This window comes from Amycolatopsis sp. NPDC101161 (assembly GCF_044768185.1).
In the GTDB taxonomy this organism is placed as follows: domain Bacteria; phylum Actinomycetota; class Actinomycetes; order Mycobacteriales; family Pseudonocardiaceae; genus Amycolatopsis.
This window is the reverse complement of sequence record NZ_JBIWPI010000005.1, coordinates 737,203-759,320: the sequence shown is the minus strand read 5'-3', so window position 1 is coordinate 759,320 and position 22,118 is coordinate 737,203. Positions and strand designations below refer to the sequence as shown.

General features: G+C 71.8%; 25 protein-coding genes. 11 read left to right on the top strand and 14 right to left on the bottom strand.

Annotation, left to right across the window (positions count from 1 at the left end):
• Positions 1-20: 20 nt before the first annotated feature.
• On the top strand, positions 21-965 hold the full coding sequence (locus ACIRSS_RS37025) for a 2-hydroxyacid dehydrogenase (protein WP_400903526.1): 945 nt from the start codon (positions 21-23) through the stop codon (positions 963-965).
• Positions 962-2,080 (top strand): glycerate kinase, encoded by a 1,119-nt coding sequence (locus ACIRSS_RS37020; protein WP_400903524.1) that lies wholly within the window; start codon positions 962-964, stop codon positions 2,078-2,080. The genes ACIRSS_RS37025 and ACIRSS_RS37020 overlap by 4 nt, the downstream gene beginning before the upstream one ends.
• 77 nt (positions 2,081-2,157) lie before the next feature.
• Here the strand turns inward: ACIRSS_RS37020 and ACIRSS_RS37015 are convergent, their stop codons facing one another.
• Together ACIRSS_RS37015 and ACIRSS_RS37010 are read right to left on the bottom strand one after the other, a co-directional pair.
• Positions 2,158-2,451, bottom strand: coding sequence for an iron-sulfur cluster biosynthesis family protein (locus ACIRSS_RS37015; protein WP_400903523.1), 294 nt, complete (start codon positions 2,449-2,451; stop codon positions 2,158-2,160).
• A gap of 83 nt (positions 2,452-2,534) precedes the next feature.
• Positions 2,535-2,945, bottom strand: a complete 411-nt coding sequence (locus ACIRSS_RS37010; RefSeq protein ID WP_400903521.1) for a hypothetical protein — start codon at positions 2,943-2,945, stop codon at positions 2,535-2,537.
• 151 nt (positions 2,946-3,096) lie between these two features.
• Between ACIRSS_RS37010 and ACIRSS_RS37005 the strand changes: the two genes are divergently transcribed.
• From ACIRSS_RS37005 to shbA, 4 genes are all read left to right on the top strand, one after another.
• Positions 3,097-3,576 (top strand): GtrA family protein, encoded by a 480-nt coding sequence (locus ACIRSS_RS37005; RefSeq protein ID WP_400903520.1) that lies wholly within the window; start codon positions 3,097-3,099, stop codon positions 3,574-3,576.
• 10 nt (positions 3,577-3,586) lie between these two features.
• A complete protein-coding gene (locus ACIRSS_RS37000; RefSeq protein ID WP_400903519.1) occupies positions 3,587-3,940 on the top strand; it encodes a YidH family protein in 354 nt (117 codons plus the stop codon).
• A 493-nt stretch (positions 3,941-4,433) separates the two neighbouring features.
• The gene (locus ACIRSS_RS36995; RefSeq protein ID WP_400903517.1) at positions 4,434-4,730 is read left to right on the top strand and encodes a DUF202 domain-containing protein; all 297 of its coding nucleotides are present in this window, start codon (positions 4,434-4,436) and stop codon (positions 4,728-4,730) included.
• Between the two features lie 254 nt (positions 4,731-4,984).
• The gene (gene shbA, locus ACIRSS_RS36990) at positions 4,985-5,641 is read left to right on the top strand and encodes an RNA polymerase sigma factor ShbA (protein WP_400903515.1); all 657 of its coding nucleotides are present in this window, start codon (positions 4,985-4,987) and stop codon (positions 5,639-5,641) included.
• A 31-nt stretch (positions 5,642-5,672) separates the two neighbouring features.
• Here the strand turns inward: shbA and ACIRSS_RS36985 are convergent, their stop codons facing one another.
• The 3 genes from ACIRSS_RS36985 to ACIRSS_RS36975 are packed head-to-tail and all read right to left on the bottom strand — an operon-like array spanning position 5,673 to position 7,833.
• Complete coding sequence (locus ACIRSS_RS36985; RefSeq protein ID WP_400903513.1) at positions 5,673-6,524, bottom strand: amidohydrolase family protein; 852 nt, start codon at positions 6,522-6,524, stop codon at positions 5,673-5,675.
• Positions 6,521-7,489 carry an aldo/keto reductase gene (locus ACIRSS_RS36980; protein ID WP_400903511.1) on the bottom strand — a complete coding sequence of 323 codons (969 nt, stop codon included), beginning with the start codon at positions 7,487-7,489 and terminating at the stop codon, positions 6,521-6,523. The genes ACIRSS_RS36985 and ACIRSS_RS36980 overlap by 4 nt, the downstream gene beginning before the upstream one ends.
• A gap of 5 nt (positions 7,490-7,494) precedes the next feature.
• The gene (locus tag ACIRSS_RS36975; protein ID WP_372670518.1) at positions 7,495-7,833 is read right to left on the bottom strand and encodes an L-rhamnose mutarotase; all 339 of its coding nucleotides are present in this window, start codon (positions 7,831-7,833) and stop codon (positions 7,495-7,497) included.
• A gap of 80 nt (positions 7,834-7,913) precedes the next feature.
• On the opposite strand from ACIRSS_RS36975, the gene ACIRSS_RS36970 reads away from it, so the two are divergent.
• Complete coding sequence (locus ACIRSS_RS36970) at positions 7,914-8,645, top strand: FadR/GntR family transcriptional regulator (protein ID WP_400903509.1); 732 nt, start codon at positions 7,914-7,916, stop codon at positions 8,643-8,645.
• Positions 8,646-8,673: 28 nt separating this feature from the next.
• On the opposite strand, the gene ACIRSS_RS36965 is transcribed toward ACIRSS_RS36970, so the two are convergent.
• The 6 genes from ACIRSS_RS36965 to ACIRSS_RS36940 are packed head-to-tail and all read right to left on the bottom strand — an operon-like array spanning position 8,674 to position 15,178.
• On the bottom strand, positions 8,674-9,687 hold the full coding sequence (locus ACIRSS_RS36965; RefSeq protein ID WP_400903507.1) for an ABC transporter permease: 1,014 nt from the start codon (positions 9,685-9,687) through the stop codon (positions 8,674-8,676).
• Entirely contained in the window at positions 9,684-11,207 is a 1,524-nt protein-coding gene (locus ACIRSS_RS36960; protein WP_400903505.1) for a sugar ABC transporter ATP-binding protein, read from the bottom strand. Before ACIRSS_RS36960 ends, ACIRSS_RS36965 begins: the two co-directional genes overlap by 4 nt.
• On the bottom strand, positions 11,204-12,244 hold the full coding sequence (locus ACIRSS_RS36955) for a sugar ABC transporter substrate-binding protein (RefSeq protein ID WP_400903504.1): 1,041 nt from the start codon (positions 12,242-12,244) through the stop codon (positions 11,204-11,206). The genes ACIRSS_RS36960 and ACIRSS_RS36955 overlap by 4 nt, the downstream gene beginning before the upstream one ends.
• Before the next feature lie 36 nt (positions 12,245-12,280).
• On the bottom strand, positions 12,281-13,027 hold the full coding sequence (locus ACIRSS_RS36950; protein ID WP_400903502.1) for an SDR family NAD(P)-dependent oxidoreductase: 747 nt from the start codon (positions 13,025-13,027) through the stop codon (positions 12,281-12,283).
• Positions 13,020-14,324: an enolase C-terminal domain-like protein gene (locus ACIRSS_RS36945; protein WP_400903500.1), complete on the bottom strand. Its 1,305-nt coding sequence runs from the start codon at positions 14,322-14,324 to the stop codon at positions 13,020-13,022. The genes ACIRSS_RS36950 and ACIRSS_RS36945 overlap by 8 nt, the downstream gene beginning before the upstream one ends.
• Before the next feature lie 2 nt (positions 14,325-14,326).
• Positions 14,327-15,178, bottom strand: coding sequence for a fumarylacetoacetate hydrolase family protein (locus tag ACIRSS_RS36940; RefSeq protein WP_400903499.1), 852 nt, complete (start codon positions 15,176-15,178; stop codon positions 14,327-14,329).
• Positions 15,179-15,383: 205 nt separating this feature from the next.
• On the opposite strand from ACIRSS_RS36940, the gene ACIRSS_RS36935 reads away from it, so the two are divergent.
• Positions 15,384-16,589: a multidrug effflux MFS transporter gene (locus tag ACIRSS_RS36935; protein ID WP_400903497.1), complete on the top strand. Its 1,206-nt coding sequence runs from the start codon at positions 15,384-15,386 to the stop codon at positions 16,587-16,589.
• Here the strand turns inward: ACIRSS_RS36935 and ACIRSS_RS36930 are convergent.
• A complete protein-coding gene (locus ACIRSS_RS36930) occupies positions 16,579-16,833 on the bottom strand; it encodes a hypothetical protein (protein WP_400903495.1) in 255 nt (84 codons plus the stop codon). The two genes, ACIRSS_RS36935 and ACIRSS_RS36930, sit on opposite strands and share 11 nt — an antisense overlap.
• Positions 16,834-16,887: 54 nt before the next feature.
• Here ACIRSS_RS36930 and ACIRSS_RS36925 point away from each other — a divergent pair, with 54 nt between their 5' ends.
• Complete coding sequence (locus ACIRSS_RS36925) at positions 16,888-17,706, top strand: MerR family transcriptional regulator (protein ID WP_400903494.1); 819 nt, start codon at positions 16,888-16,890, stop codon at positions 17,704-17,706.
• Here the strand turns inward: ACIRSS_RS36925 and ACIRSS_RS36920 are convergent.
• Entirely contained in the window at positions 17,608-18,060 is a 453-nt protein-coding gene (locus ACIRSS_RS36920) for a hypothetical protein (RefSeq protein WP_400903492.1), read from the bottom strand. The genes ACIRSS_RS36925 and ACIRSS_RS36920 overlap by 99 nt on opposite strands.
• A gap of 57 nt (positions 18,061-18,117) precedes the next feature.
• Complete coding sequence (locus tag ACIRSS_RS36915; protein WP_400903491.1) at positions 18,118-19,341, bottom strand: NAD(P)/FAD-dependent oxidoreductase; 1,224 nt, start codon at positions 19,339-19,341, stop codon at positions 18,118-18,120.
• Positions 19,342-19,547: 206 nt separating this feature from the next.
• On the opposite strand from ACIRSS_RS36915, the gene ACIRSS_RS36910 reads away from it, so the two are divergent.
• Together ACIRSS_RS36910 and ACIRSS_RS36905 are read left to right on the top strand one after the other, a co-directional pair.
• Entirely contained in the window at positions 19,548-19,751 is a 204-nt protein-coding gene (locus ACIRSS_RS36910; protein WP_372670508.1) for a hypothetical protein, read from the top strand.
• A gap of 59 nt (positions 19,752-19,810) precedes the next feature.
• Positions 19,811-21,790 (top strand): SDR family oxidoreductase, encoded by a 1,980-nt coding sequence (locus tag ACIRSS_RS36905; protein WP_400903489.1) that lies wholly within the window; start codon positions 19,811-19,813, stop codon positions 21,788-21,790.
• Positions 21,791-22,118: the final 328 nt, after the last annotated feature.

Below are 22,118 nucleotides of genomic sequence, written 5' to 3'. Positions count from 1 at the left end.
CGGTGAACTAGTCTGTCGGGGTGGCCGAGATCGTGGTGACCCGATGGATCCCGGACGACGCGGTGAAGCTCCTCGCCGAGGCGGGCGACGTGGTGGTGTCGCCCGCCGATCGGCCGTTGGCGCCGGACGAACTGCACGAGTTCGTCTCCGGCGCTTCGGCCGTCGTCGGGATGCTGCACGACCGGCTCGACGGCGCGCTGGCCGACGCCGCCGGGCCCGGGTTGAAGGTGGTCGCGAACGTCGCCGTCGGGTACGACAACGTCGACGTCCCGGCGCTGGCCTCCCGCGGGATCGTCGTCACGAACACCCCGGGGGTGCTGACCGACGCCACCGCCGACCTCGCCTTCGGCCTGCTGCTCGCGGTCACGCGGCGGATCGGCGAAGGGGAACGGCTGCTGCGCTCGCGCACGCCGTGGTCGTTCCACCTCGGGTTCCTGCTCGGCTCGGGCCTGCAGGGCAAGACGCTCGGCATCGTCGGGCTCGGCCAGATCGGCCGGGCGATGGCCCGGCGCGCTCAGGCGTTCGGGATGTCGATCGTCTACTCGGGACGGTCGAAGCAGGACTTCGACGCGGAATACGTGTCCTTCGAAGAACTCCTGGCGCGCTCGGACGTCGTTTCGCTGCACTGTCCGTTGACTCCCGAGACGCGGCACCTCATCGACGCCGCCGCGTTGCGCGCCATGAAACCCGGTGCCTACCTGGTGAACACCACGCGCGGGCCGGTCGTGGACGAAGCCGCGCTGGCGGACGCGCTCGAAGCCGGGGAGATCGCGGGCGCCGCGCTGGACGTGTTCGAGAAGGAGCCCGACGTCGAACCGCGGCTGCTCGGCCGTGACGACGTCGTGCTGAGCCCGCACCTCGGGTCCGCCACAGTGGAAACGCGAACGGAGATGGCCGTGCTGGCGGCCCGCAACGTCGCGGCGGTGCTCGCCGGGCGTCCCCCGCTGACGGAGGTGAAGCCGTGACCAGGGTCGTCATCGCGCCCGACAAGTTCAAGGGCAGTCTCACCGCGGTCGAGGCTGCGGAGGCGATCGCGCTCGGCGTGCGCGATGCCTTGCCGGACGCGGAAATCGTCACGTGCCCGGTCGCCGACGGCGGCGAAGGCACCCTCGACGTCCTGGAAGCGGCGGGCGCGCGGATCGTCCGGCTGACGGTCCGGGGGCCGCTGGAGGAGCCGGTCAAGGCTTCTTACGCGGTCCTGGACGGCACGGCGTACATCGAGTCGGCGCGCGCGTGCGGGATCGAGTTCGTCGAGCCCAGCCCGGAAACCGCGCTGGCCGCGCACACCTGGGGTGTCGGGGAGCTCCTCGCCGACGCGTTGATCCACGGCGCCCGCCGGCTCGTCCTGACCGTCGGCGGAACCGCCAGCACCGACGGCGGCGCCGGGATGCTCGGCGCACTCGGTGCCGGTGTGCTGGACGCGTTCGGCGCGCCGGTCGGCTTGGGCGGCGGCACGTTGGGGCGCGTCGCGTCGACCGAGTTGGCTCCCGTGCGGGAGCGCCTGGACGGGGTGAGCGTCGCGGTCGCGACCGACGTCACGAACCCGTTGCTGGGGCCATCGGGGGCGGCGGCGGTGTTCGGGCCGCAGAAGGGCGCGGGGCCGTCGGAAGTCGCGTTGCTCGACGAAGCGCTCGGGCGGTGGGCGCACGCCTTGAAGGTGGGTGGCGCTCCGGACGTCTCACAGGTCCCGGGTGCCGGGGCCGGCGGCGGGGTGGCCGCGGCCGCGATCGCGCTCGGGGCGAGCGTCGAATCCGGGTTCGACCTCATCGCCGGGCTGACCGGGGTCGACCAGGCTCTGGACGGCGCCGATCTCGTGATCACCGGGGAGGGGTCGCTCGACGAGCAGAGCCTGAACGGCAAGGCGCCCGCCGGGATCGCGGACCGGGCGCGACCGCGCGGGGTCCCGCTGCTGGCGCTGGCCGGGCGGATCCAGCTCGACGCCGCCGGGTTGGAGCGGCTGGGAGTGGTGGGGAGCAGCGCGTTGATCGACCACGCGCCGTCGCTGGACTACGCGCGAGCGAACGCGGCGGAGTTGCTTCGGGCTCGCGCGGCGGAGGTGGTGCGCGCCTGGCGAGCCTGAGCAACTCGTTCACGACGTCGGCCGCCCGGTCGGCGAACGGACCTTCCGCGCCGCTGCGAAAGGCCCGTCCGCCGCGGTCAGCTCGTGTGCTGCGGCAGCACGGCGAAGGCGACTCCGCCGGCCTCGTCCTCCTGGACGTCGAGCACCTTGTCGTCGAGCAACGCGGCGGCCTGCGGCTCCAGGAAGACCTTCGGGCCTTCCTCGGCGCCGAGCACGCTGTCGCCCTCCGCGGGTTCGGGGGCGACCGACAGCGCGAGCTGGGCGCTCTCGCCGTCGGCGTTCTGGACAGCCAGGCGGAGCCCGGCGTCGCCCTCCCCCTGGCTGGTCAGTGCGGTGATCGCCTCGTTGGCGGCTTCGGTCACGGTCAGCATCTTCGGCCTTCCCTTCGTCGCGGTCCGATGCACTGGAAGCCCCCACGCTAGGGGCGTCCGTTCGGACGTGCAGTCTGAGCGGATCAGCTCTGCCGCGCCTCGCGGATGGCATCCGCGACGGACCCGCCCGCGTAGTCCGCCTGTTCGCGCGGATCGGGGTCGGCGTGCCGGCGCGGCACTTCGTCTTCCGGGGCCACCGGCTCGAAGTCGGCCGGGGCGTCCTCGACGGTCTCGTCGAGCTGGTCCGCCGGGGTCACCGCGAGCGGGCGCTCCGGGACGGGCTCCGGCTCGGTGTCCGGCACCTCTTCGGCGAGGCGCTGGTCCATCGGCTCGCCTTCGCGGGCTTCTCGGGGCGTCGTGCCGAAGCGGTTGGCGGCGCTCCAGTGCTCGGGCGGCTCCACGCCCTCCTCGAGCGGGTCCACGCGCAGCTCGTCCTCGTCCAGCGCTTCGCTGGGGGCCAAGCTTTCCGGTTCGGCCGCGTCACGGTCACTCACTGGTCTCTCCCGGCGCGTAGGAAACAGGCATCATCGGTGGTGACCTACCCGGGGTCCCGGGGGCCGAAACTCCGGCGGTGTCGCCGGGATCACATTTCTTCAACCGGTTTAACACATTCACAAGTTTGTGAACGCAAGGTAGGTTGGCATCATGGCCACCACCAGGTGCGCACCGGAGCACCGGCTGCTCGCCACCGATCCGGAACGCCACCACGAGCTCGGCACCCACGCGGCGTGGTACGTCGTGGCCGGCGTGGTGACGACCGGCGTCCAGGCCGTGCTGTTCCTCCTGCTGCGCGACGAGCTCGGCTCCCAGGTGGCGAACCTGGTCGCGATCGCGCTGACGACGGTCGGGAACACGGAGTTCCACCGCCGCGTCACCTTCGCCGGGCGGCGGAGCAACGCGGGCAAACGGCACCTGCAGGACCTGCTGACGTTCGCCTTCTACGCCGGGTACGGCTCGGCGGTGCTGGCGATCCTCGACGCCGTGGTCGACCGGCCGACGTCGTGGGAGGAGACGGGCACGCTGCTGCTGGCCAGCCTGGTCGGCGGGTTCGTGCGGTTCGCGGTGCTGCGCTGGTGGGTGTTCGCGCACGGCACCGAAGGCGCCGCGGCGGCCCACACCGGCTAGCGTCGGGGCCGTGGCCTCGGACGACATCACGCCCCACTCGGGCGGCAGCGAACCGGACTATCGCTTCACCCTGGCCAACGAGCGAACGTTCCTGGCGTGGCTGCGGACGGCGCTGGGGCTGCTGGCGGGCGGAGTGGCGGTCCACCAGCTGGTCCCGGCCCCAGCCCCGGCGAGCGCGGTCCTGGCGGGGCTGTGCGTAGTACTGGCGGCAGCCCTGGCGGCGACGGCCTATCCGCGGTGGCGGCGGGTGCAGATCGCGATGCGGGCCGGGGAGCCGTTGCCGCGGAGCTGGATGATCGTGGTGCTGACGGGCGGGCTGCTGGCTTTGACGGTGGCCGCGGCGGTGCTGCTGATGGTGTCGTGAGCCAGCGGAGCGAGGTGCGGACGGGCGGCGAGCCGACCACACCGAGCGCGCGAGGGCGGCGCGGCGGACCGGCCACGCCTGCCGCAATCGCCCCGGCCATGCCGCGCCGACGACGAGCCACCCCAGCCGGGACCGAGCAACTTCGAGCCATGTCGCGCCGGCGACCGACCCGCCCGACCCCGACCGAGGCACCCCGCACCGCGCGAACCCCATCGGCCGCGAGGGTGCACCGCACTCGGCCGCCGTGGACCGGGTCGACCTCGCGAGCCATGAGCCTTCCGCCCACCCGCGCCGCCCACGTCCGAATTGGGCCGTTCGCGCGACCACGGACCGCACTCGGCGCCCACCCACCCGATCGGGTTATCCACACCCCCGCGGCCGCCGCTCCGGCCGTTCGGCTCAACCCCGCTTCACCTCGGCGTCGCACCCGAATACCGCTGCTTCGCGATTATCACGACGTCAGAAGTACCGTCATTCCCCGAAGGACCCCCGCGTGACCAGCCTCGGCGGGGCTCAAGCCGAGCGGACCGGGCTCGCCTGGCGGCGGACCGCCCTCGCCTCCGCCGCCTGCACCGTACTGCTCCTGCACTCCGCCGCCCAGCGCCATTGGGGTGTCTCGCTGGTCCCCGTGGTGCTCGCCGCCGCCACATCTGCGCTGCTCGCGGGCGTGGGCGTGCGGCGGGAACGCGCCCTTCGGACCGAAACGCCTGTCGCGATGGGCCCGATTCTGCCCGCCGTGGCGTCGCTCGCCGTGACCGTGACTGCCGCTTCCGTGGCCGTCCTCCACTGACGGGTGAACTCGGCACATCCTGAAACCGATTAATCGCAATGTGCGCGGCCGGGTCGCGGGAACATCACGGTCACTGCTGCTAACGGGGTATTGGTCGTTGAAATCTGGACTGATGGCCCGGGAGGTGCTTACGATTACCGAGCGTCGCACCGAGCGCAGGTCAAGCGGGGGAGCCCGGGAAGATCTGCAATCGAAAAGTCACGGAGAGTGGAGCCCCCGGCAGCGACGGTCGAGGGTCGGCCGGGGAGACGACCATGACAGCACCGCCGAGGACCACCGAGCAATCCGCTTCCGACGTTCGCGATTATCGCACCCTGGAGTCATCTCCCAGGCCGAGCGGACGCCTGACGAAGGAGGACCTCGACCCTCTGGTGAAGGATGCCGGCGAGGGCAACCCCGCCGCCATCCACAACCTGCTCCAGATGATCGAACCGGTCGTCGTGCGGTACTGCCGCGCGCGGATGGGCGGCCGCGACCTCTCGTACCTCTCGGCCGACGACGTCGCCCAAGAGGTCTGCCTCGCCGTCTTGAAGGCCCTTCCGGATTATCAGGACCGCGGCGGCTCCTTCCTCTACCTCGTCCACGCGATCGCGGCCAACAAGGTCGCCGACGCCTACCGCGCCGTCGCGCGCGACCGCTCCGAACCCGTCCCCGAGCTCCCGGAGAGCCCGCACGTGGCCGGCAACGAGCCCGAGTCCCACGCCCTGCACCTCGACCTCGGTGCCCGCCTCGGCCGGCTGCTCGCCTCGCTGCCGCGCGTGCAGCAGGAGATCCTGACCCTGCGCATCGCGGTCGGCTTCTCCGCCCAGGAAACGGCCGAAGCCCTCGGCATCTCCGCGGGCAACGTCCGCGTCACGCAGCACCGCGCGCTGACGCGGCTGCGCGGCATGATCAGCGTCGAAGAGTTCTGAGCCACCCCAGCGGCGGGCGGGGAAACCTCTTTTACCCCCTGGAAGAGGTTTCCCCGCTCGCATCCAAGCCGTAGACGCGGCGGGCGTTGTGCTCGAACACGCCCAGCCGCTCGGCGTCCGACAGCGAGCCGGTCAGCGCGATCGCCGCGTCCAGGACCACCTCGTAGGACGCGGCCAGTTCGCAGACCGGCCAGTCCGAGCCGAACAGCAGCCGCTCCGGGCCGAACACGTCCAGCACGTGGTCGACGTACCGGCGCAGGTGCCCGACCTCCCAGCCCGTCCAGTCCGCCTCCGTGACCAGCCCGGAGAGCTTGCACACGACGTTCTCGCGCGCGGCCAGCGCCGCGACGCCGGACGCCCACGGCTCCCACTCCCCCGCCGCGATCGGCGGTTTCGCCGCGTGGTCCAGCACCAGCCGCAGCTGCGGCAGCCGCAACGCGACCTCGGCCGCCGCGGGCAGCTGCGCCGGGCGCACCAGCAGGTCGTACGCCAAGCCCGCCGACGCCACCGCGCTCAGCCCGGCGACGATCTCCGGGCGCAGCAGCCAGTCGTCGTCCGGCTCGTTCTCCACCTGGTGCCGGATCCCCACCAAGGGGCCGTCCGAGGAAGCCAGCCGGTCCGCGACGTCCGGGGCCGCCAGGTCCACCCAGCCGACGACGCCCGCGATCACCGGCTCGGCCTCGGCGATCGCCAGGAACTCCGAAGTCTCTTCGGCCGACGAAACCGTCTGGACCAGCACCGTCGCGTGCACACCGGCCGCCTTGGTCACCGCGCGCAGGTCGTCCACCGTGTACGGACGGCGGATCGGGGCCAGTGCCTCCCCCGCCATCCACGGGTACTCGCGCCGCGCCGGGTCCCACAGGTGGTGGTGCGCGTCGATCATGAGACTCCTTCGGCGAGGACGACGTCGGCGCGCAAGAGGCCCGCGTCGACCAGGTCGGTCCACAGCCCCGGCGGCACGACGGCCCGCGCGCGCCGCGCGTTCACGCTGACTTGAGAAGGATCATGCGCGCCGACGACGACCGACGCCACCGCGGGATGCGCCATCGGCAGCGCCAGCGCGGCTTCCGGCAGCTCGACGCCGTGCCGCGCGCAGATCGCCGCGATCCGCTCGGCCCGCTCGACCAGCTCCCTCGGGGCTTCGGCGTAGTCGTAGACCCGGCCGGGCTCGGCGGTCGCCAGGATGCCGCCGTTGAAGACGCCGCCGGCGACCACCCGGACGCCGCGGTCGAGGCACAGCGGCAGCAGCTCGTCGAGCGCCGGCTGGTCGAGCAGCGTGTAGCGCCCCGCCACCAGCAGCACGTCCAGCTCGGTCCGGCGGACGAACTCCGCGAGCATGGGGGCCTGGTTCATCCCGGCGCCGAACGCGCCGATCACGCCCTGCTCGCGCAGTTCGCGCAACGCCGGGAAGGCGCCGCGCAGGGCCTCCTCGAAGTGGTCGTCGGGGTCGTGGACGTAGACGATGTCGACGCGGTCGAGCCCGAGCCGCGTCAAGCTGTCTTCGAGGGAGCGCAGGACGCCGTCGCGGCTGAAGTCCCACCGTCGCTTGTACGCGGCCGGGACCGCGAAGCCCTGGTCGTCGACGGCGGTGGCGCCGTCCGGGTTCGGTTCGAGCACGCGGCCGACCTTCGTCGAGAGCACGTACTCGTCGCGCGGTTGGGACCGCAGGGCCGCGCCGAGACGGGTCTCCGAGAGGCCGAGACCGTAGTGCGGTGCCGTGTCGAAGTACCGGATGCCCTCGTCCCACGCGCGGTGCACGGTCGCGGCGGCCGTCTCGTCGCTCATCGCGTGGTAGAGGTTGCCCAGCTGCGCGCAGCCGAGGCCCAGCGGGGACAGGGAGAGTTCCAACGCCGTCACTCCTTTTCCGGCAGTTCCCAGACCAGCCCGATGCCGGTGTCGCCGCCGGAGTAGTCGTCCTCGACGGCCAGCAGCTCGGCCATCCTGGCCTGCCAGGGGACGTTCGCGGGGTGGTCCCGCAGGGCCGCCCGCATCGCCGCGTAGTCGTCGACTTCGACGACGTGAAAGAGGTCGAGACCGTTACGCCAGATCCGCCAAGTGCGGACACCGGCTTCGCGCAGGGCGGTGTCCAGCTCGGGCGGGATCACCGCGTGGACGGACTCGTACTCGGCTTCCTTGCCCGGCTTGAGCCGGGTGTGCAGAGCCACTCTTTGTGGTGCGGGCTGGTGGGTCATCACCACTCCTTGGCCGGGTCATGGCACGCTGGTGTCGAACACCGAAACATCCGAGGTCTGTTGCAGGGAGGGCGGACGCGATGCCCGTCACCGATGTCGCGATCGACAAGATCAAGGACATGATCATCTCCGGCGAGCTGGCGCCGGGCGACCGGCTGCCGAAGGAGGCCGAGCTGGCCCAGCGGCTCGGGCTCTCGCGCAGCTCCCTGCGGGAAGCCGTCAAGGCGTTGTGCCTGATCAGGGTGCTCGACGTCCGCCAGGGCGACGGCACGTACGTCACCAGCCTCGAGCCGAACCTGCTGCTCGACGCGATGACGTTCGTGGTCGACTTCCACCGCGACGACACCGTGCTGGACTTCCTCGCCGTGCGGCGGATCCTCGAGCCGGCCGCCACCGCGCTCGCCGCGTTGCACATGAGCGACGACGACATCACCGAGCTCGGCCAGCTCCTCGGGGAGCTGGAGGACTCGCCGACCGTCGAGGCGCTCGTCGCGAACGACCTGCAGTTCCACCGCAAGATCGCCGACGGCTCCGGCAACCCGGTGCTGTGCTCGCTGCTCGACAGCCTCTCCGGGCCGACGGCTCGCGCCCGCATCTGGCGCGGCCTCACCCAGGAGGGCGCGGTCGCGAAGACGCGGGAGCAGCACTCGGCGATCTACGAGGCCATCGCGGCGCGCGAGCCGGAGCTCGCGCGCTCGTGGGCGACCGTGCACGTCGCGGGCGTGGAGCAGTGGCTGCGCAACGCCCTGGGCACCGCGGACGACCCGACGGTGCCCGATTCGGACGACGGGCCGGCCGCCGAAGCTTCCTGACAGTGATCCGATGATCACGGGCTGACCATCAGGTCTGGGGCTTCCCGCCCGCGTACCGGGCGATGATCAGCGCGACCAGGATGATGGCGCCGTAGATCGCGCCCTGCCACTCCGCCGTCACGTGCGCGTAGTTGAGCAGGCTCGACACCGACGACAGCAGCAGGACGCCGGTCAGGGCGCCGACGAGGGTGCCCTTGCCGCCGTCGAGCGAGACGCCGCCGATCACCGCCGCCGCGAACACCTGCAGGATCATGCCGGATCCCTGGTTCGCGCCCAAGGCCCCGACGTAACCCGTGTACGCGAGCCCGCCGATCGCGGCCAGGACGCCGGCGACGACGAACACCGCCCACGCGATCCGGTCGACGCGCACACCGGCCGCCCGCGCGGCTTCGCGGTTGCCGCCGATCGCGTACAGCGCCCGGCCGACGCGGTGGTAGCGCAGCACCCACCCGGCCACGGCGAACAGCAGCGCCGCCAGCCAGACCGACATCGGCAGCCCGGCGAACGTCGTCGTCGCCAGGTTGGTGAACGAGTCCGGCAGGTTGAACAGCGTCTTGCCCTTGGTCGAGCCGACCTGCACGCCACGCAACACGGTGAGCATGGCGAGGGTGACGATGAAGGCGTTCAGCTTCAGCTTCACGATCAGGAAGCCGTTGACGAACCCGACCAGTGCCCCGCAGAGCGGGATCACCAAGAGGCCGATCGCGGCGGGCAGCTCGACGCCGAAACCGGCCGAGGCCGCCGGGATCACGACCATCGCGCCCAGCGCGGGCGCCAGGCCCATCGTCGACTCCAGCGACAGGTCGAACTTCCCGGTGATCAGCACCAGCGACTCGCCGAGCACGACCAGCGACAGCGCCGCCGACGCGGTCAGGATGCTGACGATGTTGCTCCAGCCGACGAACGTGTCGTCGACCAGGCCGCCGATGACGAACACGACGACCAGGGCGGGCAGCAGGGCGAGTTCTCGCAGCCAGACGGCTTTGCGGCGCCGGGGTGGGGCGGGCAGCTCCGTCTGCGGGGAGGTCATCACGTCGGTCACGAAAGCTCGACTCCTTCGATGTCGGCCACGAGGTCGCCGTCGGACCACCCGGCCTGGTGTTCGGCGACCACGGCCCCGGCGCGCAGCACCAGGACCCGGTCGCTCAGGCGCAGGTCGTCCAGCTCGTCGCTGACGATCAGCACCGCCTTTCCCTCGGCGCGCACCCGGTCCACGACCGCGAGCAGCGCCTCCTTCGACTTCACGTCCACGCCCGCGGTGGGGTTGATCAGCACGACCACCCGCGGGTCGCCGATCAAGGCCCGCGCCAGCACGACTTTCTGCTGGTTGCCGCCGGACAGGTCCGACACGGGCTGCTCGGCGCTCGCGGCGACGATGTCGTAGTCCTTCAAAGCCTGCGACGCCCTCGCGAACCGGGTGCGCGGCGACGCGATCCCGCCGCGGCCCAGCTTGTCCAGGATGGACATCGTCGCGTTGTCGGCGATCGAGTGGTCCAGGACCAGGCCTTCGTGGTGCCGGTCGCGCGGCACGCAGCCGATGCCCGCGCGCAGCGCCGCCGGGATGTCACCCGGCCGCAGCGGCGAGCCGTCGACGCGGACCGTGCCCGCGGACGGCGTCCGCAGGCCGTAGACGGTCTCGGCGACCTGGTGCTTCCCGCTGGCGTTGCTGCCCGCGAGCCCGACGACCTCGCCGCGGCGCAGCCGGAACGAGACGTCGCGGAAGCCGTCGCCGGAGAGCCCGTCCACCGACAGGATCTCTTCGGCGTCGTCTTCGAGCGACTCGCGGGAAGCGGCGTCGCGGACCGAAAGGCCACCCGGTTCGCCGGTCATCGCGTCGACCAGGCGCGCCTTGCCGACCTCGGCGACCGGCGCGGTGAGCACGTGCTTCGCGTCGCGCAGCACGGTCACCGCCTGGCAGACCTCGTAGACCTCGTGCAGGTGGTGCGAGATGAACAGGAACGTCACCCCGCCCGACTGCATCTGGCGCATCCGCTCGAAGAGCCGCTCGATGGCCTGGCTGTCCAGCTGCGCGGTCGGCTCGTCGAGGACGATGAACCGGGCGCCGTAGGACAGCGCGCGGGCGATCTCGACGAACTGCCGGTCCTCGACCGACAGCTCGCCCGCCGGGGTGTCGACGTCGACGTGGACGTCCCACGAGTCGAGCAGCTCGCGGGCCTTGCGCCGCAACGACTTCCAGCCGATCGAGAACCCGCCGGCCGCCTGCCGGTTGAGGAACAGGTTCTCGGCGACGGTGAGCTGCGGGACGACCATCGCGTGCTGGTACACGCAGGCGACGCGCGCCTTCCAGTCGTCCTGTTTGGACAGTGGCGGGGCCGGCTCGCCGCCGAACTCGACGTGCCCGGTGTCCGTGGCGGACAGTCCGGTGAGGATGGAGACGAGCGTCGACTTGCCGGCCCCGTTGCGCCCGACGAGCGCGTGCGACTCGCCGGGGTGCACGGTGAGGCTGACGTCGTGGAGCGCCACGGTGGGGCCGTAGCGCTTCCCGACTCCTACGGCGCTGACCACCGGGACGGCGGATTCGCCGGCGGGCAGCGCGGTCACAGGTTGTTCCCCCAGAGGGCCTTGTCGTCCACGTTGTCCTTGGTGATGACGGGCGCGGGCAGCTGGTCCTCGAGGATGCCGGGGCTGATCTCGACGATGGTGCTGTCGTGGTCGGTCGGGCCCGGCTTGAACGTCTCGCCGGCCATGGCCTTCTTCAGCCAGTACAGGCCGTACTTCGCGTACGCGTCGGCCGGCTGCGACACCGTGGCGTCCAGCTCGCCGGCGCGGATCGCGGCCAGCTCCTGCGGGATGCCGTCGTTGGAGACGAGCACGATGTGCTTCGGGTCGCCGACCGGGAAGAACAGGTTCTTGCGCTTGAGCGCCTGCTCGGTCGGGGCGAGGTAGACGCCGCCGGCCTGCATGTAGACGCCCTTGATGTCCGGGTTCGCGGTCAGCATGCTGTCCAGGCCGGAGGACGCCTTGTCGGCCTTCCACTCGGCCGGGATCTCCAGCACCTGGATGCCGGGGTACTTGGACTTCATGCAGTCGCGGAAGGCTTCCGAGCGGTCGCGGCCGTTGACCGACGCGAGGTCGCCCATGATCTGCACGACCTTGCCGGACTTGACCTTCTGCCCGATCGCGTCGCACGCCTTGGTGCCGTAGGCCTTGTTGTCGGCCCGCACGACCATGGCGACCTTGCCGCTCTCGGGGGCGACGTCGACCGCGACGACCGGCACGCCCTTGTTCTCGGCCTGCTTGAGCCCGGCGACGATGGCGGCCGAGTCCAGCGGCGTCACGACCAGGCCCTTGACGCCCTGGTTGAGGAAGGTGCCGATGTCGGTGATCAGCTTCGCGGGGTCGCTGTCGGCGTTGACCGTCGGGAGGACGTCGACGCCCTCTTCCTTGGCCATCTTCGGCACGTAGTTGTTGTAGGCCTGCCAGAACGGCGAGGTCAGCAGGGGCAGCGTGGCCCCGACCTTGCCGCCCGCGCCGCCGCCCACCGCGGGTGCCGCGGCATTGTCCTTTGTGGACCCACAGGCGGCCAGTACCAGGCCGCAGGCGGCGACAACGGCCACCTTGATCACCTTCGTGCGCACCGCATCCTCCTTGATGACAGCGGAAATCAAGTCTTCTCAGTCGTGGTGAACGGGACCGCGGGGACGCAGGCCGTACATGCCGCCGTCGACCGCGAGCGCGGTGCCGGTGGTCGACGCGGACAGCGGGCTGGCGAGGTAGACGATCGCGTTCGCGACCTCGTCGGCGGTGACCAGCCGGCCCATCGGCTGGCGCGCCGCGAGGGCCGCGCGTTCCGCCGCCGGGTCGTCGGCGGCGTCGAGCAGCCGGCCCACCCAGGGGGTGTCCGCCGTGCCCGGGCACACGCAGTTGACGCGGACGCGGTCGGGCAGGTGGTCGGTCGCCATCGCCAGGGTCAGCGAGAGCACCGCGCCCTTGGTGGCCGAGTAGAGCGCGCGGTTGGGCAGGCCGGCCCAGGCCGCGATGGAGCAGGTGTTGACGATCGCCGCGGACGGCGAGTTCTTGAGGTGCGGCAGCGCGGCGCGGGCGAGCCGGACCATGCCGACGACGTTGACGTCGAACACGCGGTGCCACTCGTCGTCGTCGTTGCCCGTGACGTCGCCCTGCGCGCCGATCCCGGCGTTGTTGACGAGGATGTCGAGGCGCCCGAAGCGTTCCACGACGGCGTCGATGGCCGAACGCACTTCGTCGTCCGAGGAGACGTCGCAGCGGAAGCCGTCGTCGCCCGGCTTCAGGTCGAGCACCGCCACCTGCGCACCGCGTTCGGCCAGCAGGGTGGCGACGGCCTTGCCGATCCCCGAGGCGCCTCCGGTGACGGCGGCCACCAGGCCCTCGAATTCACTCACTTGCGGTCTCCGTCCACTCGGGACCGTCCGGGAAGCGGAACCGGCGCAGCGTGGCGTCGTGCATGCGCGCGGAGAACCCGGGGGCGGTCGGGGCGAGGTACCGGCCGCGCTCGACGACGGCCGGGTCGGTGAAGTGCTCGTGCAGGTGGTCGACCCACTCGATCGAGCGGTCCGCGTCGGCGCCGGACACCGCCACGAAGTCGAACATCGAGAGGTGCCGCACGAGTTCGCACAGGCCGACACCGCCGGCGTGCGGGCACACCGGGACGCCGAACTTGGCGGCCAGCAGCAGGATGGCGAGGTTCTCGTTGAACCCGCCGACGCGGGCGGCGTCCAGCTGCAGCACCGAAATCGCGTCCGCCTGCAGCAGCTGCTTGAAGACCACCCGGTTCTGGACGTGCTCGCCGGTCGCGACGCGGATGGGCGCAAGCGCTTTCGCGATGGCCGCGTGGCCGAGGACGTCGTCCGGGGACGTCGGTTCCTCGATCCAGTACGGGTCGTACGGCGCGAGTTCGGTCATCCAGTCGACCGCGGCCCGGACGTCCCAGCGCTGGTTGGCGTCGACGGCGATCCGGACGTCCGGCCCGACCGTCTCGCGGGCCAGCTTCATCCGCCGGACGTCGTCCTCGAGGTTGCCGCCGACCTTCAGCTTGATCATCTCGAAGCCATCGGCGACCGCCTGCTCGGCCAGCCGGACGAGCTTCGCGTCGGCGTACCCGAGCCAGCCCGGCGACGTGCTGTACGCGCGGTAGCCGTGCGCTTCGAGCTGCTTGACGCGCTCGGCCCGGCCGGGTTCCGCGCGGCGCAGGATCTCCAGGGCCTCGGCCTCGGTGAGCGCGTCGGACAGGTACCGGAAGTCGACCAGTGACACCAGTTCTTCGGGGGTCATCCGCGCCGCGAACCGCCAGACGGGGAGGTTCGCGCGGCGGGCCGCGAGGTCCCAGGCGGCGTTGACGATCGCGCCGACGGCCATGTGCGCGACGCCCTTTTCCGGGCCCAGCCAGCGGAACTGCGAGTCGCCGACGAGCGTGCGCGACAGGTCGCCGAGCGCGGCCGCGTCCTCCGGGACGTCCCGGCCGACGACGTGCGGCGCGAGCGCGCGGATCGCCGCGGCCTGGACGTCGTTGCCGCGGCCGATGGTGAACGCGAGGCCGTAGCCGTCCGGGCCGCCGTCGGTGTGCAGCACGACGTAGGCGGCCGAGTAGTCCGGGTCGGGGTTCATCGCGTCCGAGCCGTCCAGCTCCTTCGACGTCGGGAACCGGACGTCGAGGACCTCCATACCGGTGATCTTCGCCATGGTCAGGCCTGCCTCGCGACCTGGCGCTGCCGGCCGAGCCCGTCGATCTCGAGCTCGACGACGTCGCCGTCGCGCAGGTACGGCTTCGGGTCGGGCTGCCCGAGCGCGACGCCTTCGGGGGTGCCGGTGTTGATCAGGTCGCCCGGCCGCAGCACCATCACCTGGCTCAGGTGGTGGATGATCTCGGCCACGGAGAAGATCATGTCCTTGGTGGACGAGTCCTGCTTCTTCTCGCCGTTGATCCACAGCCGCAGGCCGAGATCCTGGGGGTCGGGCACTTCACCCGCCGGGACGAGCGCCGGGCCGAGCGGGTTGAAGTTCTCGCACGACTTGCCCTTGTCCCACTGGGCGGTGCGGAACTGCAGCGCGCGCTCGGAGACGTCGTTCGAGACGACGTAGCCGGCGACGTACTCGAGGGCTTCGTCGACGCTGTCGAGGTAGCGCGCGGTCTTGCCGATGACGACGCCGAGCTCGACCTCCCAGTCGGTGCTGACCGACCCGCGCGGGATGAGGACGTCGTCGCCGGGGCCGACCACGACGTCCGGCGCCTTCATGAAGACGACCGGCTCGGTGGGCGGCGTCGCGCCGGTTTCCTCGGCGTGGCGGCGGTAGTTCATGCCGATGCAGACGACCTTGCCCGGCTGGGCGATGGGCGAGCCGACGCGGAGACCGGCTTCCGAAGCGACGGGCAGTTCCCCGGCGGCGAGCGCGGCGGCCACGCGGGCGACGCCGCCGGTGGCGAGGAACCCGCCGTCGATGTCGGCGGTCATCCCGCCCAGCTCGTAGGTCGTGCCGTCGCCGGCACGCACGAACGGACGCTCACTCCCCGGCTCCCCGAGACGCACAAGCTGCACGGATTTTCCCTTCACCCGCCCGACCAGACATCCGATGTATATCGCAGCCGGTTCGCTCGATCCAGAGCTGACGCCCAATCGGCCGGAAAATTGATCGGATCAGTACCGGTCCAGTACTCGTTCGAGCACGGCGTGTCACCGATCACAGGCCGGAATACCGCAGGTCATCGCGTCGCTGCTCGAAGTCGAGAGCGACAGGAGGCGCATGACCACCACGGCGGAACGTACCGCGCCGAGCCGGCGGTCGCAGCTGAAGTTCGTCCTCATCCTGGGCGGGCTCTCGGCGTTCGGGCCGCTGTCGATCGACATGTACCTGCCCGCGCTGCCGCGGATGGCGGCCGACCTGCACGCGCCGGACACGACGGTCCAGCTGACGCTCACCGCGTTCATCGCCGGCCTGGCGCTGGGCCAGCTGGTGGTCGGGCCGCTGTCGGACTCCCTCGGCCGCCGTCGCCCGCTGCTGGTCGGGCTCGTGCTCTACGTCGTGGGGTCGGTGCTGTGCGCGGTGAGCCCGGACGCGTGGCTGCTGGTCGCGGCGCGCGGCGTGCAGTCCCTCGGCGCGGCGGCCGGCGTCGTGATCGCGCGGGCCACGGTGCGCGACCTGTTCTCCGGCACCGCGATGACGAAGTTCTTCTCGACGTTGATGCTGGTCAGCGGGCTGGCCCCGATCCTGGCGCCGCTGATCGGCGGCCAGCTGCTGAACTGGACGTCGTGGCGCGGGGTGTTCGTGGTGCTGACGGCGTTCGGGGCGCTGCTGCTCGCGGTGGTGGCGTTCTTCCTGCCCGAGCCGTCCCTTTCGCGGGCTCCGTCGCGGCTCGGCCAGGTGATGCGGACCTACGGGCGGCTGGCGCTGGACCGGTCGTTCGCGGGGTACGCGCTGGCGTCCGGGCTGCTGTTCGCGTCGATGTTCGCCTACATCTCGGGGTCGTCGTTCGCGCTGCAGGGTGTGTACGGGCTGAGTCCGCAGGCGTACAGCGTGGTGTTCGGCGCGAACGGCGTCGGGATCGTGCTGGCGGGCCAGCTCAACGGGCGGCTCGTCGGGCGGGTGCGCGAACGCGTCCTGCTGCTTTCCGGGTTGCTGCTGGGGGTTCTCGGCGGGGCTCTCGTCTTGGTGAGCGCGCTGTCCCGGGCGCCGCTGGCCTTCCTGTTGGTGTCGTTGTTCCTGCTGGTGTCGAGCATCGGGCTGGTGATGCCGAACGCGAGCTCGCTGGCGCTGGCGTCGCACGCGCGGTCGGCGGGAGCGGCGTCGGCGTTGCTGGGGGTGCTGCAGTTCGTGGTGGGCGCGGTGGCGACACCGCTGGTCGGGCTCGGCGGCCCGGGGACGGCGGTGCCGATGGCCGCGACCATGGCGGGCTTCGCGGTGTTGGCGCTGCTGGCTTACCTGACGCTGGCGCGCGAAGTCACTTCCTGAGGAGCCGTTCCAGCTCTTCACCGGCCGGGTCGTGGCCGGCGTCGGCGATGCGCTGCAGCTCCAGCAGGTCTTTCGCGGCCACCGCGCGCCGGGTCAGCAGCGCACCGGCGTGGTCGCAGCCCTCGTCGAGCAGCTCGCTCAGCTCCTCGACGTCGCCGCGGGCGTCGGCGAGGTCGGCCAGCCGGTCGAGCGCGGTCTCGTTGCCCTCGTCGGCGAGCGCGCGCAGGGTTTCGTGGTCGGTCATGCCTCCATCGTGCAACCTTGCCCCTGGGGCAACGTCAAGTGCGACGATGGCGGGGTGCTCACCATCGGACAGCTCGCCGGGTACGTCGGGGTGACGACCAAGACGATCCGCGTCTACCACGCCAAGGGCCTGCTCCCCGAGCCGCCGCGCGACGCGTCCGGCTACCGCCGCTACAACGCCGCCGCCGCGGTCGAGATGATCAAGATCCGCACGCTGGCCGAGGCGGGTGTGCCGCTGGCGCGGATCCGCGAACTCCGCTCCGGCGGGCTCTCGGATGCCTTGCGGCAGATCGACGACGACTTGGCCGCCCGCATCCGTGGTCTGCGGGCCACCCGGGAAAGGCTGCGGCAGCTCGCCGACGGCCGGCTGTCCGCGTTGCCCGCCGACGTCGTGGAGTTCCTGTCCAGCCTGCCCGGCCTCGGGTTCAGCGACCGCTGGGTCGCGCTGCAGAACGACTTGTGGCTGCTGGTGTTCGCGACCCACCCGGAGACGGCGCACCGGAACTTCCGGGACCAGTCGGCGATGCTGGCCGATCCGGCCCTGCTGGCCCTGGTCCTCGAGTACGACGGGGCGCACGACCTCGACCCGCACGACCCGTGCGTCGAGGCCTTGGCCGAGCGGCTCGTCGCCGCCACCCGAGCGCGCTACGGCGCCGAACTCCCCTCGTACGAAAGGGGTTCCGCGATCCCGGCGCTGGTGCAGAGCGCGGTCAACGCGTCGTCACCCGCTTGGCGGCGGCTCGACGCGCTGATCCGCGAACGCCTGGCGAACGCGTCACCCGCGCAACGCGAGCCAATCCCTGCTCGCTTGGAGCCGGCCGCCGAAAGTACGAGCCGTCGAAGTGACCTCTTCGGAAGCGATGATGACGCATGACGTGACGAGATCCTGCAACCTGCGCAATGCGCCGGCCAGCTCGGCATCGGTTTCCGTGTGGCCACCGGCCTGATCGGCATAAGAGGCGGAAAGGGCGCTCACGGCATCCGCGAACACCTGGGTGATCTTCAGATAGATTTCCGACCTCAACCCGAAAAGCAGCTTCCGGCGTTCCAGTTCCCGTTGGTGCTCGAGTTCCTTGACGAACTTCTCCCGCTGGAGGGCCAGCTCGTTCGCCGACCTCCGGTTTGCGTTCCTCATCGTCAACCACGTGGTGATCGACGCCGTCAGCAAGGCGACCACCGCAGTTGTCCCGGCAACTGCGATGGTCAGCCAAGCAGGCGTGTTGTTCATGCGCCGAGACTACGACGCCCGCTTGGCGGCGGCTCGACGCGCTGATCCGCGAACGTCTCAGCCGAGCGACGCCAGATCCGCCGTCCTGAGCTGTTCCGCCGTCACCTTCTGACGTCCGTCGACCAACGCTCCCAGCGCGTCTCCGTCGTCCCACATGTTCACGTTCATCGCCGCCGCCACTTCGCCGTCGCGCAGCCAGAACGCCGTGAACTCCCGGGAAGCCAGGTCTCCGCGGACCACCAGCTCGTCCGACGCCGGGTCCGCGAGGCCGCGGTACTCGCACCCCAGGTCGTACTGGTCGGTGAAGAAGTACGGCGAGCCGAGGAACGGCTCGTTCTCCCCCAGCAGGTTCTGCGCCACGTGCGCGCCCTGGTCCTTCGCGTTCGCCCAGTGCTCCACCCGGACCCGGCGCCCGTAGCGGGGGTGGAAGTGCGCCGCGATGTCGCCCACCGCGTACACGTCCGGGGCCGCCGTGCGCAGGCCCGCGTCCACGCACACCCCGCCGTCGTCGGACAGTTCCAGGCCCGCCGCGTGGGCCAGCTCGACCCGGGGTGCCGCGCCGACCGCGACCAGGACGACGTCCGCCGTGATCTCGTCGCCGCCGGCCAGCCGCACGCCGCGGACGCCGTCCGGGCCGCCGGTGATCTCCGCGACCTGCTCGCCCAGCCGGTAGTGCACGCCGTTCGAGACGTGCAGGTCGCGGAACACCCCGCCGACCGTCTCGCCGACGACGTTCGCCAGCGGGACCGGCACCGGGTCCACGACCGTCACGTCCGCGTTGTGCTTCCGGGCCGCCGCGGCGGCCTCCGAGCCGATCCAGCCGGCGCCGACGATCACCACGCGCTCCGCTTCGGCGAACGCCGAACGCAGCTTGAGCGAGTCGTCGAGGCTGCGCAGCGTGTACAGCCCCGGCAGGTCGCCGCCGGGGACCGGGAGCGACCGCGGCCGCGAGCCGGTCGCCAGGACCAGGCGGTCGTAGCGGTGTTCGCCGCCCGCGTCGTCCAGCACCAGGCGGGCGCCCAGCTCGATCCGCGTCGCCGTGACGCCGCGGGTGAAGCGGATGTCCTTCTCCGCGTAGAACTTCTCTTCGTGCACCCAGTCGGGCTCGTCGCCGTTGCCGAGCAGGACGCCCTTCGACAGCGCCGGCAGCTCGTACGGCCGGTGCGGGTCGGCCCCCATCAGCAGGACTTCGCCGGTGTACCCGCGTTCGCGCAGCGCGGCCGCGGCGGTCGCGCCACCCAGGCCGGCTCCGACGATGACGATCTTCCGCGGCTCCGACATCAGTGACCTCCCACGTCGACGAGACGGTGCGGACGGTACTCCCGAACGGGCGTCGCCACGACCGGGGGATACGCCGGAAATCCGCGAAGCGCAAGAGAAAACTCGCGAGTAGGCAGATCGGGTGAACCGGCGTCATAGCACCCCGGCGCGGCGCTCCCCCCTGCGCAGGAAGCACGACCACCAGGAGAAAACGGAGGGCGGCGACCATGAGTCGGGGCGAATGGTCGGTCGGCTGCCGGGATCTGGCCGGCAGGCGCAGGGACGTGACGGTGTTCGTCAGCAACGACAAGGTGGTGCTGGTCGCGCCGCCGGGTGAAGCGGCCGTACTGGGCCCGCTCGACGTCGGACGGCTGCGCGCCGCCCTGCGCGACGCCGTCGTGGCGACCGCCGACGACCAGCTGGAAACCTGACAACTACCGTTCCTACTTTCCAGTAGGTTAGAGTCGGTCCCCTACCGAAGGGACCGGCCATGACGACCTACTTCGTGACGGGCGCGACGGGCTTCATCGGGAAACGCCTGGTCGCCCGCCTGCTGCGGCGGCCGGAGACGTCCGCCGTGCACGCCTTGGTCCGCGAAACCTCCCGCGAGCGCCTGACCGCCTTGGCCGCGGCCTGGCCCGGCGCGGAGAAGCTGCACCCGGTGGTCGGCGACCTCGCCGAACCCCGGCTCGGCGTCGATGCCGCGCAGCTGCCCCACCTCGACCACGTCGTCCACCTCGGCGCGATCTACGACCTGACCGCGGACGAGGAGGCCAACCGGCGCGCCAACGTCGAGGGCACCCGGCACCTGCTCGCCTTCGCCGCCGCGGCCGGGGCGGGCCTGGTGCACCACGTGTCCTCGATCGCCGTCGCGGGCGACCACGCCGGGCGGTTCACCGAGGCCGACTTCGACCTGGGGCAGCGCTTCTCCTCGCCGTACCACGCGACGAAGTTCCAGGCCGAGAAGCTCGTCCGCGAGCAGTCGCTGCCGTTCCGGGTCTACCGGCCCTCGGCCGTCGTCGGCGACTCGCGCACCGGCGAGATGGACAAGGTCGACGGCCCGTACTTCTTCCTGCCCGCCATCTCGCGGCTGGCGGCGTTGCCGGCGCGGCTGCCGCTCGCCGCCCCCGACCTCGGCGCGACGAACCTGGTGCCCGTCGACTACGTCGTCGAGGCGATGGAGTTCCTGATGCACCGGGACGCGCCGTCCGGGGCGACCTACCACCTCGCCGCCGCGCGGCCGCAGTCGCTCAACTCCGTCTACAACGCCTTCGCGCGCGCCGCGGGCGGACCCACGATCCGCGCCGTGCTGCCGGCGCGGCCGTCCGGCGTGGTCCGGCGGGTGGGCACCCGGCTCGCCCACGCGGCGGCGAACGGCGTCGACCGCGTCCCCGGCGGCCGGGCCACCCGCGCCGCCGTCCTGGACGAGCTCGGCATCCCGCTGGACGTGCTGCCGCACCTCAGCATGGACGTCGTGTTCGACACCGCGCGGACGGCGACCGCGTTGTTCGGCAGCGGAATCGAGCTGCCGGAGCTGCGGGACTACGCCGCGCCGCTCCACCGGTACTGGCAGGCCCACCTCGACCCCGACCGCGCCCGGCGGCAGCACGGGCTCGCCGGACGGACGGTGCTGGTCACCGGCGCGTCGTCGGGGATCGGCCGGGCGTCGGCGCTCGCCGTGGCGCGCAAGGGCGCGAAGGTGATCCTCGTGGCGCGGCGGGAGTCGGAGCTGGCCGAGGTCCGCGACGAGATCACCGCGGCCGGTGGTGTGGCGGCGGTGTACCCGTGCGACCTCACCGATGGCGACGCCGTCGACGCGCTGGTCAAGGACGTCCTCGGCGAGCACGGCGCGGTCGACATGCTGGTCAACAACGCCGGCCGGTCGATCCGGCGCTCGGTCGCGCTGTCCACCGAACGCTTCCACGACTTCGAGCGCACGATGGCGATCAACTACTTCGGCCCGGTGCGGCTGATCCTCGGCTTCCTGCCGTCGATGGCCGGGCGGCGGTTCGGCCACGTCGTCAACGTGACGACGCAGGGCCTGCAGACCGACACCCCGCGGTTCTCGGCCTACCTGGCGTCGAAGGCGGCGCTGGAGGAGTTCGGGCTGACGGCCGGGCGCGAGACCCTCTCGGACGGCATCACGTTCACCTCGGTGCGGATGCCGCTGGTGCGGACGCCGATGATCGCGCCGACCGGCTACCGCGGCATCCCGTCGAGCAGCCCGGAGCGCGCGGCCGCGCTCGTCGTGAAGGCCTTGGAAGACCGGCCGGAGATCCTGAGCCTGCCGGAGGGCCGGGCCGCCGAGCTGGCGACGCTCGCCGCGCCGAAGCTCGCGCGGTTCGCCGCGCACCTCGCGTACCGGGCGATGCCGGAGTCCGCGCCCGAGGCGCGCGGGCTGCCCCGCCGGCCCGCGCCGGCGGCGGTCGCGGCGGCGATCACCCGCCTGATCTGGCGCCGTCGTGCTTGATCCCCGCGAATTCCGCGGAAACCCTGGCTCTGGAGACGACGGTACTTCTACCCTCGCGCGAGTCCCGTACACCGGTACGGGCGTGAACTGGGGAGTTCGAAATGCCGGAAATCACCACTGGGGAACGATTCGCCGCGGCCGATGAGACGGCCGCGATCGGCACGGCCCGGACCACGGCCGGCTGAGCACGACCGGGCCGGGCCGAGGGTGCCCGGCTCCGGCTTCCGCGCAGGTCAGCGGTCGTGGGGGTTGGAGAGAGGGGGGTACGCCGGACTTAAAGACCAACACCCGCGCCCCCGGCGGGCCGGGCTCCGGGAGAGTGCCGGGC

Excerpts from the sequence above, each read along its gene's own strand:
- ACIRSS_RS37015 (WP_400903523.1), bottom strand. The coding sequence starts at position 2,451 with ATGCTGACCGTGACCGAAGCCGCCAACGAGGCGATCACCGCACTGACC.
- ACIRSS_RS37005 (WP_400903520.1), top strand. The coding sequence starts at position 3,097 with ATGGCCACCACCAGGTGCGCACCGGAGCACCGGCTGCTCGCCACCGAT.
- shbA (WP_400903515.1), top strand. The coding sequence starts at position 4,985 with ATGACAGCACCGCCGAGGACCACCGAGCAATCCGCTTCCGACGTTCGC.
- ACIRSS_RS36985 (WP_400903513.1), bottom strand. The coding sequence starts at position 6,524 with ATGATCGACGCGCACCACCACCTGTGGGACCCGGCGCGGCGCGAGTAC.
- ACIRSS_RS36975 (WP_372670518.1), bottom strand. The coding sequence starts at position 7,833 with ATGACCCACCAGCCCGCACCACAAAGAGTGGCTCTGCACACCCGGCTC.
- ACIRSS_RS36970 (WP_400903509.1), top strand. The coding sequence starts at position 7,914 with ATGCCCGTCACCGATGTCGCGATCGACAAGATCAAGGACATGATCATC.
- ACIRSS_RS36945 (WP_400903500.1), bottom strand. The coding sequence starts at position 14,324 with ATGGCGAAGATCACCGGTATGGAGGTCCTCGACGTCCGGTTCCCGACG.
- ACIRSS_RS36935 (WP_400903497.1), top strand. The coding sequence starts at position 15,384 with ATGACCACCACGGCGGAACGTACCGCGCCGAGCCGGCGGTCGCAGCTG.
- ACIRSS_RS36930 (WP_400903495.1), bottom strand. The coding sequence starts at position 16,833 with ATGACCGACCACGAAACCCTGCGCGCGCTCGCCGACGAGGGCAACGAG.
- ACIRSS_RS36920 (WP_400903492.1), bottom strand. The coding sequence starts at position 18,060 with ATGAACAACACGCCTGCTTGGCTGACCATCGCAGTTGCCGGGACAACT.
- ACIRSS_RS36915 (WP_400903491.1), bottom strand. The coding sequence starts at position 19,341 with ATGTCGGAGCCGCGGAAGATCGTCATCGTCGGAGCCGGCCTGGGTGGC.
- ACIRSS_RS36910 (WP_372670508.1), top strand. The coding sequence starts at position 19,548 with ATGAGTCGGGGCGAATGGTCGGTCGGCTGCCGGGATCTGGCCGGCAGG.
- ACIRSS_RS36905 (WP_400903489.1), top strand. The coding sequence starts at position 19,811 with ATGACGACCTACTTCGTGACGGGCGCGACGGGCTTCATCGGGAAACGC.